The organism is Myxococcales bacterium (assembly GCA_016703425.1).
Taxonomy (GTDB): domain Bacteria; phylum Myxococcota_A; class Polyangia; order Polyangiales; family Polyangiaceae; genus JADJCA01.
The window spans coordinates 663180-678438 of the sequence record JADJCA010000001.1 but is presented as its reverse complement, the minus strand read 5'-3'; the positions used below and the strand labels follow the sequence as shown (position 1 = coordinate 678438).

15 protein-coding genes and 2 tRNA genes are annotated in these 15259 nt (G+C 67.7%); 10 read left to right on the top strand and 7 right to left on the bottom strand.

Translation table 11 applies throughout. The features are described from left to right. Nucleotides 1-116 precede the first annotated feature (116 nt). Complete coding sequence (gene groES / locus IPG50_02880; GenBank protein ID MBK6691140.1) at nt 117-407, bottom strand: co-chaperone GroES; 291 nt, start codon at nt 405-407, stop codon at nt 117-119. A gap of 335 nt (nt 408-742) precedes the next feature. Here groES and IPG50_02875 point away from each other — a divergent pair. After that, nucleotides 743-816, top strand: a tRNA-Gln gene (locus IPG50_02875). A 30-nt stretch (nt 817-846) separates the two neighbouring features. Next, nucleotides 847-918 (top strand) — tRNA-Glu (locus IPG50_02870). Nucleotides 919-1034: 116 nt separating this feature from the next. Here the strand turns inward: IPG50_02870 and IPG50_02865 are convergent. After that, the gene (locus tag IPG50_02865; GenBank protein ID MBK6691139.1) at nt 1035-1673 is read right to left on the bottom strand and encodes a hypothetical protein; all 639 of its coding nucleotides are present in this window, start codon (nt 1671-1673) and stop codon (nt 1035-1037) included. 151 nt (nt 1674-1824) lie between these two features. On the opposite strand from IPG50_02865, the gene IPG50_02860 reads away from it, so the two are divergent. The 5 genes from IPG50_02860 to IPG50_02840 all read left to right on the top strand — a co-directional run bounded on the left by IPG50_02860 (nt 1825) and on the right by IPG50_02840 (nt 5154). Then, entirely contained in the window at nt 1825-2505 is a 681-nt protein-coding gene (locus tag IPG50_02860) for a hypothetical protein (GenBank protein ID MBK6691138.1), read from the top strand. Nucleotides 2506-2651: 146 nt separating this feature from the next. Next, nucleotides 2652-3110 carry a serine/threonine protein kinase gene (locus IPG50_02855; protein MBK6691137.1) on the top strand — a complete coding sequence of 153 codons (459 nt, stop codon included), beginning with the start codon at nt 2652-2654 and terminating at the stop codon, nt 3108-3110. Next, on the top strand, nt 3107-3772 hold the full coding sequence (locus IPG50_02850; protein MBK6691136.1) for a protein kinase: 666 nt from the start codon (nt 3107-3109) through the stop codon (nt 3770-3772). Before IPG50_02855 ends, IPG50_02850 begins: the two co-directional genes overlap by 4 nt. A 133-nt stretch (nt 3773-3905) precedes the next feature. Further along, nucleotides 3906-4514, top strand: a complete 609-nt coding sequence (locus tag IPG50_02845) for a hypothetical protein (GenBank protein MBK6691135.1) — start codon at nt 3906-3908, stop codon at nt 4512-4514. Between the two features lies 1 nt (nt 4515). Then, on the top strand, nt 4516-5154 hold the full coding sequence (locus tag IPG50_02840; GenBank protein MBK6691134.1) for a CoA pyrophosphatase: 639 nt from the start codon (nt 4516-4518) through the stop codon (nt 5152-5154). Nucleotides 5155-5166: 12 nt separating this feature from the next. Here IPG50_02840 and IPG50_02835 read toward each other — a convergent pair whose 3' ends face one another. The 3 genes from IPG50_02835 to IPG50_02825 form a co-directional block, all read right to left on the bottom strand. Further along, nucleotides 5167-6912: a hypothetical protein gene (locus tag IPG50_02835; GenBank protein ID MBK6691133.1), complete on the bottom strand. Its 1746-nt coding sequence runs from the start codon at nt 6910-6912 to the stop codon at nt 5167-5169. A 114-nt stretch (nt 6913-7026) separates the two neighbouring features. Beyond that, nucleotides 7027-8298, bottom strand: coding sequence for a protein kinase (locus tag IPG50_02830; protein MBK6691132.1), 1272 nt, complete (start codon nt 8296-8298; stop codon nt 7027-7029). A 75-nt stretch (nt 8299-8373) separates the two neighbouring features. Next, nucleotides 8374-9378, bottom strand: coding sequence for a ParB N-terminal domain-containing protein (locus tag IPG50_02825; protein ID MBK6691131.1), 1005 nt, complete (start codon nt 9376-9378; stop codon nt 8374-8376). A gap of 57 nt (nt 9379-9435) precedes the next feature. Here IPG50_02825 and IPG50_02820 point away from each other — a divergent pair, with 57 nt between their 5' ends. The 3 genes from IPG50_02820 to IPG50_02810 all read left to right on the top strand — a co-directional run bounded on the left by IPG50_02820 (nt 9436) and on the right by IPG50_02810 (nt 13024). Next, a complete protein-coding gene (locus tag IPG50_02820; GenBank protein MBK6691130.1) occupies nt 9436-10620 on the top strand; it encodes an acyl-CoA dehydrogenase family protein in 1185 nt (394 codons plus the stop codon). Between the two features lie 12 nt (nt 10621-10632). Beyond that, nucleotides 10633-11787, top strand: a complete 1155-nt coding sequence (locus IPG50_02815; protein ID MBK6691129.1) for an acyl-CoA dehydrogenase family protein — start codon at nt 10633-10635, stop codon at nt 11785-11787. 349 nt (nt 11788-12136) lie between these two features. Next, complete coding sequence (locus tag IPG50_02810) at nt 12137-13024, top strand: hypothetical protein (GenBank protein ID MBK6691128.1); 888 nt, start codon at nt 12137-12139, stop codon at nt 13022-13024. A gap of 91 nt (nt 13025-13115) precedes the next feature. Here the strand turns inward: IPG50_02810 and IPG50_02805 are convergent, their stop codons facing one another. Further along, on the bottom strand, nt 13116-14219 hold the full coding sequence (locus IPG50_02805; protein ID MBK6691127.1) for a hypothetical protein: 1104 nt from the start codon (nt 14217-14219) through the stop codon (nt 13116-13118). Nucleotides 14220-14383: 164 nt separating this feature from the next. Further along, nucleotides 14384-15217: a hypothetical protein gene (locus IPG50_02800; protein ID MBK6691126.1), complete on the bottom strand. Its 834-nt coding sequence runs from the start codon at nt 15215-15217 to the stop codon at nt 14384-14386. Nucleotides 15218-15259: the final 42 nt, after the last annotated feature.

The window sequence follows — 15259 nt, the reverse complement described above, 5'->3', positions numbered from 1 at the left end:
CCAACGTTTCAAAAAAGGGTTTCTCCCGCGCGGCGGACCGGAAGCAGGAGTCTCTCCGTCTGAGGAGAATGGCCGCCCGGAGGCGACCGCGGGACCACGTGGGCCCCGCGATAGGTTCACTTCTCGATGACCGCGAGGATGTCGCCTTCGCTGATGATGAGGTGCTCCTCACCGGCGACCTTGACCTCGTTGCCCGAGTACTTGCCGAAGAGGATCCGGTCGCCGGGCTTCACGTCGAGGGGACGAACCTTGCCACCCTTGAGCGCTTTGCCGTTGCCCACCGCAACCACCACGCCCTCGATGGGCTTCTCTTTCGCGGTGTCGGGGATGATGATCCCGCCCTTGCTCTTCTCTTCTTCCTTCATGCGCTTGACGACGACGTGGTCACCGAGGGGACGGATCTTCATGGCTGCTCCTTGTAACTATTTCGAAATACAGGAAAGTTTGGCCTTGTTAGCACTCTCGCCTGAGGAGTGCCAGGAGGCTCGGGGCGCAACTTAAACGCGTTCGGCGGGGCGTCAAGGGGGACCGGTGAGAGCGGCGGCGACGGTCCAGGCCACGCGCGCCGCAAGAACCTGAGACTCGGCGTGAGCGGCCCCCACGGCCAAGACTCAGCTCGTCCGCGCCTCGGTCGAGAATGCTTGACTCAATTTGCCGGGCGGCTAGTGTGCAAGCCCCCAATTGGCAAACGAGCTCCGCCCACAAGCGAACTCGGGAGCCGAGCGACCGCCAGTCACTTTCTTGGGGGATCGTCTAATGGCAGGACGGCGGATTCTGGCTCCGTCTATCAAGGTTCGAATCCTTGTCCCCCAGCCACCCTTCGTCACCACTCTCGGAGAACACCAAGGCCCCATCGTCTAGCGGTTAGGACATCGCCCTCTCACGGCGGTAACGTGGGTTCGATTCCCACTGGGGTCGCTGAAAGCGACGTGAGAATTGCGGGTAATCCTTCGGGGTTACCCGCTCTGCTTTTGTGGGATTTTGGGCGCGACGAGCGGTCGAGCCATGGCGTGGCGCATCGCCTTGCCGCCGGGCTAGCGCTCGCGTGCGCCGGCGTCGGAGTCTCGCGAGGACGGCATCGGCATCGCGAAGTAACCCGGCTCGTGCCGTCGCTTCCAAGCGGCGGCTTCGCACCTCGCCAACCCGCGGTCACGCTCGGTCGCCCATCGCCTCTGCTCGCTCAGCAGCTCCTCGAGCGCAGCCGCCCGGTGCGCTGCGGCCGCCCGCAATGACGAAGCGCGGTTCGCTGGATTGACTCGCAGCCCTCCAGCGTCGCACATCTTGTCGAGCGCCTTGCTCAGCGCCGGCGCCGCCGGCGGCTCGATGATGAGCTCGCCCGTCTTCACGCGAACGCTCCACCAAGTGCGATGGAACGCCCTGGCGTTCCCCACCGCCTCGGCCCACGTGAGCGCGACGCTCCTGCAGTTGCCGGCCATGATCCAGAGCAGATTCTCAGGATCTCCGCCTCCGTCGATCGACCACTGGAGGGCATCTTGGGTCATTCGGAGGCTGTCGAGAAACGACGCCGTCGTCGCAAACGCGTTGTCGACAAACGTCGGCGAGGATTCCAGCTCCGAGCAGTACTCGTCGCGGAGGGCGTCTTTGAGCTTGCTAGTTCCGCAGCCCGGGCCCGCGATCACGAGTCCGATGGCGAGGGCGGGCCTTAGGCGCACCGGTCGACCTTACCAAACACCGAACGCGCGAGGTCGCGGATCGCCGACCACATCGCGGCCGGCCCACCCCGATGGCGCCAAGCGAAGGACCCGGGCACGTTTGCTCGCTTCGTTTCCGACCTGGCCGTATCCTCACGCCACCTCGTCGGGCATGAACCAACACCCTTCCAAGCGAAGCTCGGCGCGGCGCGCGGCGGCCTTTGGCGTCCTGCTCTCCGGGTGCTCGGTCGGCCTACCCGAGTTTCCCGATCGCGCCGACGCATCCCCCTCGCCCGACGCGGGGGTCGTCTCGGACGGCGCCACGCCGTTGACATGCGCACCGGGAAGCCTCTCGGGGTTCGTTCCGCCAGCCAACTGGAAGGAGCCCAACCCGCTGCATCGAAACATGTGCACCGACGCCCAAGCTGTCGCTGTCGCCGAATGCCTGTCGGCTTTTGATCTCAACCCCACGGCGTGCAGCACCGTCTCTGCGTCGGCTCCCACTTGTTACGGATGCGCCGTCACTTCCTCGCTGGCGCCAACGTTGGGGGCATTCATCGATGACGGCTCCTTCATCGATGCCAATGTGCCGGGGTGCGTGGCCGCGCTCGCGAACGACGTGGGGCCTGCCGGCTGCGGCGCGCGCTTGCGCGCCAACCAAGCCTGCGCCGGTTTCGCGTGCCAGGCCTGCGACGGCGCGGGCTTTGGCCCCTGCAGCGAGGCCGCTTCGGCGGGGCCATGCGTCCAATACGACATCAGCTGTGCGAAGCCCTTGCTCGCGCAATGCGGCACGACTGAGCCGAGCTACAAGGAGTTCGTGCTCAAGCTGGTGCGACTGTTCTGCGTGCCCTAGGCGGCCAGCCCGAAAATACCACCCCGGGATTCTCAATCGAACACACTCCCTTGGGCGGCCTCACCACCCGCCTCCCCCGCCCGGCTGAATAGGGGGAGGCCTTGGGCGGTCGAAATAGCCGACTCGCCATGGCCCAGCCACACCGTATGCGCCTCGTTCAAGAGGGAGCCCTCATCGCCGGACGTTACGTCGTCGAGGGGCCGCTTGGTGAAGGTTCGACGGCGTTCGTGGCTCGCGCTCGCCACGTCGTTCTGGGGCAAGAGGTGGCCATCAAGTTCCTGCTGCCCGAGGCGCGCGGCGAGGGGCAGCGCTTTCTGAGGGAAGCGCAAAACCTCGCGGCCATGGAAAACGTGCATCTTCCCCGCATCCTCGATTTTGGTGAGGGTCCGACGGGCCCGTTCATGGTCATGGAGCTCTTGCGGGGCGGCAGCCTCGCCGACGCGCTTCGCGACACGGGGCCACTAGCCGTCGCCCACGCGGTCGACTGCATTCTGCAGGCGTGTGACGCCCTTGTGGAGGCGCACGAGCGAGGCCTCGTTCATCGTGACCTCAAGCCCGACAACCTGGTCTTCGACAAGCCGCCGGGAAAGGGCCCCGGTGCCTGAAGGTCCTCGATTTCGGCACCGCGACGAGCGCCTGCGAGCTCACCGCGACGCATGCCTTCATCGGCACCCCACTCTATATGGCGCCGGAGCAGACGGTCTCGGCGCGCGAGGCCGATGCCCGCGCCGACATCTGGTCCTTGGGGGCGATTCTCTACGAGCTGCTGACCGGCTCGTCACCCTTCGACGGCACCACGGTGTTCCACGTGCTCATGGCCGTCCGCGAGTGGACGCCTACGCCGCTGTCGGAGCTTCGCAGCGACGTCCCGCGCGAGCTTGAGGCGGTGGTCTTCGCGTGCCTCGAAAAGGACCGCGAGGCGCGAATCTCGTCGGCGCGCGAGCTCGCGCTGCGCCTCGCTCCATTCGCGTCGTCGGCGCGCGCTCGTGGCGAGGCGCGAGCCCCGCTTCCCACCCCCCCGCTTCCCACACCGGACCGCAGCGCGCGCGCACGCCGACGGGGCGCGGCCTACGCGGCGGCGCTTCTCCTAGGGGCCTTTGGAGTCGGCGCGGCCGGCGCCGCCGCCGCTCGCCAGCACAGCATTCCTCCAGCGACCGCCGTCCCAAGCGTCGCGACCACCCACGAGGCCGGACTTTCGGGTCGCGCCACTGCGCTGCCCCCGCCCGTTTCCCTCACCGTGAGGGCAGCGGTTCCCGGAAGCAGCTGAGCCACGCCTTCTCACGCCTTCTGCATGCGCCGGTGAGCGCTTGTAGCGGTAACGTCGTGGAGGCGGTAGGCTTCCCTCGCTGAACGTCGGTTGCGGTCCCGGAGACCGCGGCGGCACGGGGGTCGTGGTGGCCATGGCGGAGCGTGTGGTTGCGGGAGTCGTGTGGCAGGAGCTCAAGCGCCTCGTTGGCGCTGGAGCGACCGGCACGATCTACCTTGCCAGCGAAGACAACACCGCCGGTCGCGTGGGGATCAAGGCCGGCAAGGTGGTCTTCTTGGCCTACAAGTTCAGCGCTGGCCGGGCCGCGTTGCCCCAGCTTCAAGCGATCAAGTCCGCCGAGTATCGCTTTGAGTCGGTGTCGCCCGGCTCCTTGCCCAACATGCCGTCTACGGAGGAGATCCTAAGCGCCCTCCTCGGCGGTGCCGAAGTCGCCCCGCCCTCGCGCAGCCTGTCGCCGTTGCCGGCGGCGTCGCGCACGAGCGCTCCGCCCCCGCGGACCGCGTCGGTCCCGGCGATGCGAGCCGTTGCCAGCGTTCCGCCGCCAGGTGGGCTAAAAGACGAGATTGGCCGGTTGCTTGCGGATTACATGGGCCCCATCGCGCCCATCGTCTTTGAAGAGCACTGGGCCACCGGCGAGAAGCGGGGCCTCGACGTGTCGACCATCATCGAGGCGCTCGCCAAGGAGCTCGGTGGTTCGCGTGCCGGCGAGTTCCGCGCGAAGGCCCTCGCAAAGCTCCGCTGACGTGCGCGCGTCGCTGTCGCTCGCGACGTTGCGAGAGCTCTTGCTGAGGGCGCCGGCGCCCGAGCGGCAGCCTCACGACGACGAGGAGCCGGCGGCAGCCGTTGCCCTCGTGCTTCGCGAAGGTCCCGCGGGGGCCGAGCTCTTGTTCATTCGTCGTGCCGAGCGGGCGGGCGACCCCTGGTCCGGTCACGTCGCCTTCCCCGGTGGGCGCCGTGACGCGGCCGACGACTCGTTGCTTCGGACAGCGGTGCGCGAGACCCGCGAGGAGATCGGCCTTCCGCTCGATGAGCAAGGCGCCGAGCTCTTGACGCCGTTGCCTGCGATGCACGCGCGGGCCGGTGGCAAGCGTCTCTCGTTCTCCATCGCGCCCTTCGTCTTCGCGCTTCACGATGCCTCGGCGCCGCTCGTTCCCGACCCGCGCGAGGTGGACGAGGTCCTTTGGGTCCCCGTCGAGCGGCTGGCCAGCGGCGAAGGGCGCAGCGTCAAGGTCATCGAGCATGATGGCGTTCGCCACGAGCTGCCCGCCCAGCTCGTGGGCGCCCACGTCCTCTGGGGCCTCAGCTACGCGATGATGGAGAGCCTCTTTGGCCTCGTGCCGCCGCTCCGTGCTCTGCACAGCGCGGCGCGCCGAGCCCGCTAGCGCAAGGCCAAATTACTTCGCCGTCGTCGCGACGGGCCGGAACAACATGCCCAGCAGCCGCTTGGTGAAGTTGTCGAAGCAGTTCTTCGCCATCTGGTCGTAGAGCTTCTCTTCCGGTTTCCCCTCGCCCTTCAGGTTGGTCACGTCGGGGGCGCGCCAATCGGCGAGTTTGGTCTTGAGCGGCTTCGCGGTGTCGCCGGGCAGCCGGAACGTGGCTTCGAAGAGCAGGCCTGCGCCGATGAACACCCCACGAGGGTTGGTGCTGGTCACAACACCGCCGGCCCACTCGACTTGGTGCTCGACGACCAAGGTGGGAACGGGAAACGCTGGCAACGGGCCCTCCTCCTTGATGGCCTCGCCGGCTTGCAGAAACAGGACATCTTTCGGGAACACATCCGCGAACCGTTGAGCCACGACGCCGAGGAGCTCGGTGTCGCGGCTCGCGAGCCGCGCGCCGTCGAAGTGGCGCGATGGGAACGACTGCGTGCCGTTGAAGAACTTATTCTTGGTCACCAAGCCATCGGCCTTGTCGAGGGTCTTCGACGCCTTGTGACGGAAGCGGATTCGGACGTCGGGACCCTTCTGTTCCGCCAGCAGGATCAGCTGCTCGACGAAGCGCAAGGTGTCGGGGTCCTTGGGGGCCGCTTGGCTGCGGTACTTCTCGAGGGCGTTGACGTAGACCTGATGGATCGCCTTCTTCAACTCGCCGTCGAGGCCATGGCGGGGGTGGCGCTGGTCGAAGTCTTTGAGCGACGTCACGGTGCCCGCCTCGCGCGCCTTGTCGAGAGCCTTGAGGAGCGCCACGCGGCGCGCCGCCTGCACTTCGTCGGGGATCGCCGCGCCGGGGTGGGTCTTGATGTACTCCTCGATGGCGTCGACGGTCCCGGCCTTCTCGGCGAGTCGCAGCTCGGCGCGGGGCAGCCTCACGCGCTTCACCTCGTCTTTGTACTTGGTCCCACGTGCCAGGTAGGCCTCGTAGGCCTCAACGTCGTTTCGCTCGAGCGCCGCCGCGTAGAGGCGACGGTCGCCGACGTTGTTGCGGATCATCCAAACAAAAAGTCCAACGACGACGCCGGCCCCGAGCGCAAAGGCCCAGGGCACCTTGGCCCAAAGCGGTACCTCGCGCAGCAGAGGCTTGTTCGGCACGAACGGGCTCGCGGCGCCGTGAAAAGGATCGATGCCCGCGAGCGCTCCGGGCCGCAGGCTCTCGCGCGTGCTCATCGCCTGGCTCAGGTGCTTCTGCGCCTCGGCGAATCGGGCCGCGCCGGCGGAGACTTCCTCCGGGCTCGCCTGGGGAAACGCGAAGCGCGCTCCTTCTGCCGTCAACACGACCTCCGAGGCCGTCTGTTCGACGCCGCTGATTTCTGCGAGCGGATACACCTTGAGGACGTATTCGCGGGCATCGACGAGCCCGATGGGAAATACGTAGATGCCGGGACGGAACGGCAGCGCCTTCACCTCGCGCATCGCCGAGACCACCTTCATGACACCCATGACGATGGCGGCCACGCCGCCGACGTCGAGAACGAGGAAGAGCACCGATTGAATCGCGAGGCGGCTCTCGAGAACGCCGAGCCCTACGGGAAAGAGCGCGATCAAGAGCACGACGCCGAAGGCGCTGAGACCCAGCCACGGGAGCGGCAGCGACGGTCCGCCGCGACGCTCAAGGAGCGGCGTGGGCATGCCGGTCCCGTTCACCGAGCCGATGAAGCGCTCCTGCACCGGTCGGGTGAACTCGTAGAAGTTGTTCTTCTGCATTGGAAGTCGAGGGTTCTCGAAGCGGGCTGCAGACTTACAAACTTGTGCCGCACCCCAGTATGCAGGGCTTTGCCGCGATTTTGGAGAATTCTCGATGGCCCCTCGGGGCCGCCGCTACTTCCGGATTTTTGGTGGTAGGGGCGGAAGCTCTGGCGCTGACGCCGCACCTCCCGACTCTTCCGAGGTGTCCGGCGCGCGTGGCGTCAACGGGGGTGTGCTCAAAGGGAAGCTCAGCGGTGTGCTGAGCGGCCCGTCGCGAAGGCTGCGAGGCGTGAGGGGCGGCGCACTGAGCGGGCCCGTCGGCGTGCTCCGCGGCCCGCCGCTCTCGGGAATCCGCGAGAGCGGCGCGACGGAGCTTTGAATCGGTATGGGAATGGGGGGCGTCAGCGTGGCGCGCATGAGCGCGGCGTTGGGGGCCACCGCAGACTTGAGCCAACCCATCTGCCTGGCGCGTTCGCCGGGAAAGAGGCGGTCAAGCGTCGCGGGGATCAGGGTGGATGGATCTCCGGAGCCGCTCCGGGCGATGAAGTCGTCGAGGGCGTCGGCAAACTCCTGCGCCGACTGGTAACGGTGCTCCCGGTTGCGCTCGAGCGAACGGATGATGATGTCCGAGAGCGGCTCGGGGAAGCCTTCGACGAGGGTCTCGGGGCGAGGAATCGCCGCGCTACGGACCGCTCTCACCGTGTCGATGTCGGTGCCGCGCTTGAAGAGCCGACGCATCGTGGCCATTTCCCAGAGGGTCGTCCCCAACGTGTAGACGTCACTTCGGCGATCGAGCGGGAGCTCCATCACCTGCTCTGGCGAGAGGTACGGGAGCTTGCCCTTCACGATGCCCGCGTGGCTCTTGGTGCGACGCAGCTTGGCTTTTGCGAGGCCGAAGTCGAACAACTTCACCTTGCCGTCGAAGGTGAGGAAGATGTTGCTCGGGTTGACGTCGCGATGGATCAAGTGGAGCGGCGTGCCGAGCTCATCGGTAAGCAGGTGCGCGTAGTCGAGAGCTTCGGCGACGCGCGCTGCGACGTACGCGGCGAGGTCGAAGCGCAGCGCCATCTGCTCGGCCACGCACGCCTCCCACACGTCGAGCACCGTTCGCCCGAGCAAGAGCTCCATCGCGATGAAAGGGTGCTCGTCGGTCGTCCCAAACTCGAGCGTCTGGATGATGTTCGGGTGCGAGAGGCGCGAGAGAAGCCGCGCTTCGTCCAAGAACATGTGGAGCGCCTGCTCGTCGCCGCCGAAGTCGTGGCGCATGATCTTGATGGCCGCTAGGCGCCCATCGCCGACGAGATCGGTGCCGCGGCCCAGGTACACGTGTGCCATGCCCCCGCTCGCGATTTTCGCGATCACGTCGTAGGGGCCCAGCTTCGTCGGGCGCCGGGGAATCGCCACGAAGGAAGCATAACGTCAACCACCAAGGCCGACGACTTCGCTGCGCCTTATTCCTCCGAGCGCATGCCTCAGGCCCTATTCCTCAAGCGGGGCGCCTGCCATCTTGGCGAGGTCCACCTGAGAGACTTTGCCGGCGTCGAAACGAAGGGCCCGCGCGGTCATGCCGAGGAGCAGCTCTTCCGCTGGCGGCGGCTCGCCCTTGATAAAGCGCAGCGGGTTGATTCGGGCCACCACGAAGGCCCGGAGGTAGGGGCTCGTGAGACCCTTCTCGCGGAGCCGGGCCACGGCCTCGGCGACCGCCTTTTCGAGGTCCATCGTCAGGTCGGCGAGGCGCTCGTGCACCTTGATCGCGTCGCCGATGGCCGCGTCGGAGAACGACGTGACGCGCCGGAGGACCGGGTGGTAAGCGCCGCCGGCGAAGCGCCCGTCCTTTTCGTAGGCGACGCCAAGCGTCACGAGCGCAGGGTCCTCGAGGTAGAAAGCGAACGCGGCCTCAGGCCGGCTCGCGTCCTCTTCCAAGAGCCCGCGGTAGATGCGCACCACCTCGAGGGCCCGCTCCTTCAGGTTGTGCGCCTTCTCGGTGTTGAGCGCGAGGATTTGCCACGCGATCTCCCGCGTGGGAACGACAAGCACCGTGATGGCCTTCGCGCCCAACCGGCGCATGGCCTCGAGCCGATGGCGGCCGTTGGGCGTCCAGAACCCCTCGCCTGGCGCCGTCACCCCGATGAGCGGGTCGAGGAAGCGCCCCGTCTTTTCGATGACCGTCGCGAGGCGCTTGTGATGGGCCTCGGACAGGTCGCGCTGGAACGGCGTGGGTTCGATCCGATCGATCGGGAGGATGGCGAGCAGGGTGTCGTGGCCTCCGAGCGGCTCCCGGTACGCGCCGACGACCGCGCCTCCCTCCCCCTCGATCCGTTTGGTGAGCGCCACGAGGGCCGGTGCCGCGCGATCGACGTCAGCGCAGGCGACGGCGTCGAGACCGTGCGACTTCGGGGTCGCCTTCTTCGCCGTGCGGCGCTTCGGCGGCGGCTTTTTCGCGCCCGCACCCGCCTTCTTCGCCGTGGTCTTTGCCTTCGCCATGCGACCAAGCATCGCCGAGGTCGATGCTCCTCGCGACTCGAATATACTCGCCCCCGCATGGACCTCTCCTTCTCCGCCGAACACGACGCGTTTCGCGCCGAAGTGCGCGCCTTCTTGAAGACCAACCTCCCGCCGCACCTCAGGGCGAAGGCCGACGTCGATGCTCACTTCGAGATGCCCGAGATCATGGAGTGGCATCGCATCCTCTACAAAAAAGGGTGGGTCGCGCCGCACTGGCCCAACGAGCACGGTGGGCCCGGTTGGGACGCCGCCCGGCGCTTTATCCTGACCGAAGAGCTCGAGCTTGCGGGCACGCCGGGCCTCAGCCCCTTCGGCTTGATCATGGTCGGCCCGCTCATCATGCAGTTCGGCACGGACGCGCAGAAAGCGCGATTTTTGCCGAAAATTCTGTCGGGCGAAGAGGTTTGGTGCCAGGGCTATTCGGAGCCCAACGCGGGCAGCGATCTCGCGTCGCTGAAGCTCCGCGCCGACGACGACGGCAAAGGCAACTTCGTCCTCAACGGTCAGAAGACCTGGACCACGTACGCGCAATACGCCGATTGGATCTTCGTGCTGGCGCGCACCGACTCGTCGGGGCCCAAGCACAAGGGGATCAGCTTCCTCCTCGTGCCGATGAAGACCAAGGGGCTCGTCGTGAAGCCGTTCTTGAGCATCGGCAACACGCTCGCCTTTTCCGAGACCTTCTTCGAAGACGTGCTGGTCCCTCGTGAGAATCTCGTGGGCCCGCTGCACGGTGGATGGTCGTTGGCCAAGGCCCTCCTGGGCCACGAGCGCACGTTCATCGCGAGCGTCGGGGCCAGCACGCGCCTCTTGGCGCGCGTCAAACGGATCGCGGCCGAGACCCGCACGCCGGCGGGCGTCCTCTTCGACGACCCGATTGTGCGCGCCAAGATCGCCGCGATGGAGATCAAGCTCGAAGGGCTTCGAATGGCGAACTACCGCGCCATCGCCGGGGCGCAGCTCGGCCACGCACCGGGGCCCGAGTCGTCGCTCTTGAAGATTCGCGGCAGCGAGATCCTGCAGCAGCTCTTCGAGCTGGCCATGTCGATCATGGGGCACGACTCCCTCTCGTGGTTCAACGGGGCCTCATCGGTCCCGCCCATCGAGGAGTGGGTTCCGTCGCAGTGGGCCTACTACCGCGCCTCGACGATCTACGGGGGCAGCAACGAGATCCAGCGCAACGTCATCGCAAAGATGATCCTCAACCTACCGGGCGCCTGAGCGAACACGACCATGAACTTTGAGCTATCGACCGACCAAAAGCTCCTCGTCGAAACGGTGCGCGCCTTCGTCCAGAAGGAGTCGCCTCCGGGCCGCCTCCGCTCGCTCCGCAGCGACGCTCTCGGTTTCTCGCGCGACCTTTGGCGCAAGATGGGGGAGCTCGGGTGGCTGGCGCTCCCCTTCCCCGAGCGCTTCGGGGGCCTCGAGCAGTCGTTCGTGGAGGTCTCGCTGGTGCTCGAGCAACTCGGCGCGGGGCTCGTCCCCGAGCCGTACCTGGGAGCCATCGTGTTCGCCGGCGGGCTCCTCGCCGAGGCGGGGACCGATGCGCAACGCGAGCAGTGGCTCGCCCCCCTCGCCACGGGCGAATCGCTCCTCGCGGTGGCCCACGCGGAGCGCGGTTCGCGTTTCGAGCCGAGCTCGGTCGCCACGACGGCGACCGCCACCGGTGACGGATACGTGCTGCGCGGCGAGAAACACTTCGTGCTTTGGGGCAACGCCGCCGATGCGTTCATCGTCTCGGCGCGAACCGCCGGTGCCACTCACGAGGCGCGCGGTGTGTCGCTCTTCCTCGTGCCGAAGGCGGCGGCGGGCCTGCGGGTCGACGCGCTCGCGACGACCGACGGTCATCGCGCCGCGCGGCTCACCTTCGATGGCGCACACGTCGCGCGCGACGCCGTGGTGGGGAGCGTCGACGACGGCGTCCGCCCCCTGTCGTTGGCCATCGACCGCGCCACGGCCGGCGCTTCTGCCGAGGCCGTGGGCGTCATGCGGGAGGCGTTGAACCTCACGGTCGCGTACCTCGGCACCCGCGAACAGTTCGGCGTCAAGATCGGCACGTTCCAGGCGCTGCAGCACCGCGCCGTCGACATGTTCATCGAGACCGAGCTCGCCCGCTCGATGGCGATGCTGGCGGCGCTCCGTGCCGAATCGAAGGACGACGAGGAGCGCGTGCGCGCCGTGTCGGCCGCGAAGGCCCACGTCGCCGCCAGCGGCCGATTCGTGACGGCCCAGGCGATTCAGCTGCACGGCGGCATCGGCATCAGTGACGAGCACGACATCGGCCTCTACTTCAAGCGCATGCACGCCCTCGCGACACTCTTCGGCGATGAAGAGCACCACCTCGCGAGGTTTGCCGCGCGGAAGGCCTTCGCGACGCTCGAAACCTGAGCGCACTCCTTCAGGAAATTCGCGCAGCCGAACGGTCCACTAAGACTCTAGCGTTCGAATGCAACGCCATGATTTTAATGGGGTCAGGCGCCAAGCAAAGTGCTGCGTCTGAACATTCAAGACGTGTGGGGAGTGCGTTCGTCGTTTCACTTCCACTGGACCGGCTGGGACGAATTCGACAAGAGACGGACCAGAAATTATTTGAAAGATCAAGGGCTAGAAGCGCCGCACGGACCGCCCGGTCGGATCCGATGATCCAGTGATACTTCAATCGATCGCCCGAATTCTTCGGGATTTCTAAGCCCCCGATCGCGACTCCGCTGGCTTGCTTCGTGCACACATGGTGGGTGTGAAGCCGCCGCGTCCTTCGGTTCGATTTCCCACGTACAAGGCTGAGGCGAGCGCCACAGTCGTCGACGAACGCAGGTGGTTCGAGGAGCTCGACGTCGCGCAGCCGCCGCCGAGCGAGGGCTCCGTGACGAAGGTCAACCGGCCCACGCCCTCCCCCCGCGCGGAGTCCAAGCGTGAGGCTCAGCCGACGCCGAGCAAGCGCGACGCGCGGGCTCCGGAGGCCCGGAAGCCCGACTTGGGCCGGTGCCAACTCGATGCCCGAGAGCTTGTACCGGCCGCGCCCTCCTGGGCTCTGCCGGCGGTGCCTACCGTTGCCGTGCGGCCGCCGGAGCGCCACGAGCTGCCGTCCTTCGGCCCCGTAGCCTTCGATGTCGAGCGAGCGAGCATTCCAACGGTTCCGCGCATGCGTGTGCCCACGCCGCCGGCGGGACCGCGGCCGGCTTTCGTGGGCGTCTCGGCGATGGTCGCAACGCTCGGGCTCTTGGCAGGCTTCCACCTCGCGCGTGAGTCGAGTTCCGTCGCGCCCGTCACTGCGGTGCCCGCCCTCGCTGCCGCGCCTGTCGCGCCGCCCGTCGCTCCGACTGAGGCGGCCCCTCCTGCTCTCGTCGCGGCGGCGATCCCACCGGCGGACCCTGCGCCTGCGACGGACGTCCGGACGCTCGCGCCCGAGGACTTGTTTCCCCCGGCCCCGGCGCCGGCCGCCGCCGCGCCCCCATCGCGGGCGGAGTATCGGATCAATCACGCACGGCACGGCGCGGACATCGCGCGGCGCAATGCCCCGGAGGTGCCGATGGGCGCCCGCACGGGGTGGCGCCCGAACCTCGTGGGTGCGCCGACCGTTGACGACGTCCTGCGCGCCCGGAGGCTCCGCGGGGAGGCCGACTGAGGCTAGCGCCGCTCGATTCGGAGGGCGGTGCCGCCAAGCGGCTCCGTCGCAGGTGAGGAGAGCTCGTCGCGTTCGGCGACGTGACGCAAACTCACAGGTTCGTCGCAAAGACCTGGGCGAGGAGCCCATCGATGCCCGGCCGACCGAAAGCCCAACGGTGCGGCGCAAGCTTTGATGGCAAGGCCGCGAGGGTCATGCTCTTCGATGAGCCGTCGGCGACAAGGCCGGTCGCGAACCGCGGCACGGTCCCGATGTCCGTGGTGGATAGGCCAGCGGCGTCGGCGAACGGCGGCGAGTGCATCGAGACAAGCTCAACGCCCGCACCGGAGCGGTTTTCGACCTTGAAGAAGTCGCCGGTGAAGAGAAACGAATCGAGCGTCGGCCGCACGCGAATGCCCGAGCCAAACTTCTCGACAACGAATGTGCTCGTGGGGAGCGTCGGGTCGGGGAAGAGATCGACAATGGGGCCCGGCAGCGCAGTGCAGGGATTTTTCGGCACGGGCCCCGCAGGGGTCCCTTCGGGCCAGAACACCGGGACGCAACGAGAATCCGACGCGCCGCCGGCCGATACGACCGTGATGTCGACGCGGTACGCGTTGATCGCGTCTTTTGCGAGGGCCGTGTCGTCCACGCGAGGAAGAAACCACGTCATGGCCGGGAGCGAGCCGTCGGCTTTGGGCCGATAGACGTGACGGAGAACCACCGCGCCGGCTTCGCCGCGCCGGACCATGACCTCAACGTGGTCCATGTTGAACTTGCCGAAGCAGGTGCCCACGAAGCGAATCGGCACGCCGCAGGCCGCGGCGTTTACCCGCGCGTACGGGACGCCAATGTCGTTTACGGTGTAGCAGCTCGCCGGCATCGGCGTGGCGGCGACCGGCGACGGCAGCGGCGTCGCCGCGAGCGATACCGAGGTCCCCACGGGAAAGCGGCGCGACGTCACGACGGCGCCGGCGGTGCTCCACGCGCCAACGTCGGGCGCGCGCATACGCACGACGTCCTCGTTGGTCACCGGCGTGGCCGGCTCGCCCTTCAAACACGTCGCAGCGAGCGCGATTTGCAAGAGCGCCGCGCGCGGATCGGTTTCGAGGGTGCCGGATTCGGCGGGAGGCGCCGCGAAGGCGCTCGATGAAGGCGAAGGCGGCGGCCCCGGTGGTGGAACGTGACCGTCGAAACCCACCAGCGAGCGGTCCACATGGGCGTCGAGCGCGTCGAGCGCCGCTGCATACGCCGTCCAGTCGATGCTCGCCTCGGTCCCGTGGGTTGCTTTGTCGACGATGGCGTCGATGGCCGCTAGGTACGCATCGACGTCGGGCGCCGGGTCAGCGGCGGTTATGGCCGGGAGGAGCGTCGCGGCCTTCAGCGTGGCGAGCGCCGGTGAACTGGCGAGCGGTGGCTCGCCCCCGCGAACGGCGCGAAGCCACCGGGGCTTGCGCCGAGCGGGGCGAGAAGCGCCGCGACCGACAAGACGACCTCCTTGGCGGCCGTCGCCGTCGCGGGAGCGGGCAGGAGAACTCCGCCCGAGAGTTCGTAGAGCGCCTTCACACGTGTGTAGGATGCAGGCAACTGCTTGGCAAACTGAAACTCTGCGAGCGCCGGCGTCGCCGACGCAAGCGCTGTGATCTTGGGCGCCAACGCGACGCGCGTGGCAGCATCGAGCTTGCCGGTCTGATCGAGCAGGTTCACGAACTCGATGGCTGTGTGCGCGGCCGCAACCCATCGCAAGCGGTCGAGCCCGCCCAGCGCGTCGAGGAGCGCCGCGCGGAGCGTCGTTCGCGACGCGGAGAACTGCGCGAGCACTTCGTCGGCGGGAGTTCGCGTCGGACATCCGTACGGCGAGTTCGCGCAATCCGCCGAGCCGAGGTGCACGATGCGTTCGGCGGCGGCGCCCACAAACAAGGGGTCTCCGCCGACAAACAATCGGTCGACGGTGCCCGCGCCGGCGGCTGCCAGTGTGCCCGTCATGGCCCGGACCGTCGAAAGCTCGGCGGCGAAGGCGCCCTTGCTCGGATCCAGCGAATCGAGGGGACTGGGCACGCGCACCGCCGCCTCTGCCGCCGCTTCGTTGGCGGGGCCGGCATCGGCGCCGGCGAGGCTCGGCGCTTCTGGGGGCTGGCTCGCCGCTTCCGTCGAGGTGCAGGCACCGAGGGAGCCAAGGGGAGCAAGAAATGCGAACCACGCGACCCGTTTCATGGGCCCGATCGTTCTCCAACTCACGAGCGGAAACAAGCGGCG